Origin of the sequence: Anoxybacillus sp. CHMUD (assembly GCF_013096965.1) — a bacterium.
Taxonomy (GTDB): Bacteria; Bacillota; Bacilli; order Bacillales; family Anoxybacillaceae; genus Anoxybacillus; species Anoxybacillus kestanbolensis_A.
Genome location: NZ_SDLG01000109.1, coordinates 1 through 216 on the forward strand (window position 1 = coordinate 1; position 216 = coordinate 216).

General features: G+C 45.4%; 1 protein-coding gene. It reads left to right on the forward strand.

What is annotated here, in order from left to right:
• Positions 1–5: 5 nt before the first annotated feature.
• The coding region (locus ETB99_RS14840; protein ID WP_309138162.1) for a DUF6444 domain-containing protein at positions 6–216 on the forward strand (211 nt) is incomplete at its 3' end.

The window sequence follows — 216 nt, forward strand, 5'->3', positions numbered from 1 at the left end:
AGCTCATTACTCACCAACAACAAGTCATTGAGCAACTGTTGAAAGAAAACAAACAGCTACGCAAAGAAAATGAACAACTGAAGTACCGTGTTCAAGAGCTGGAAGCACGCACGAAAAAAAACAGCTCCAATAGCCATTTGCCCCCATCTTCTGACCGTTTTGCCAACACACGTTCTTCTCGTCAACCATCTGGCAACAAGCCAGGCGGACAAGAAG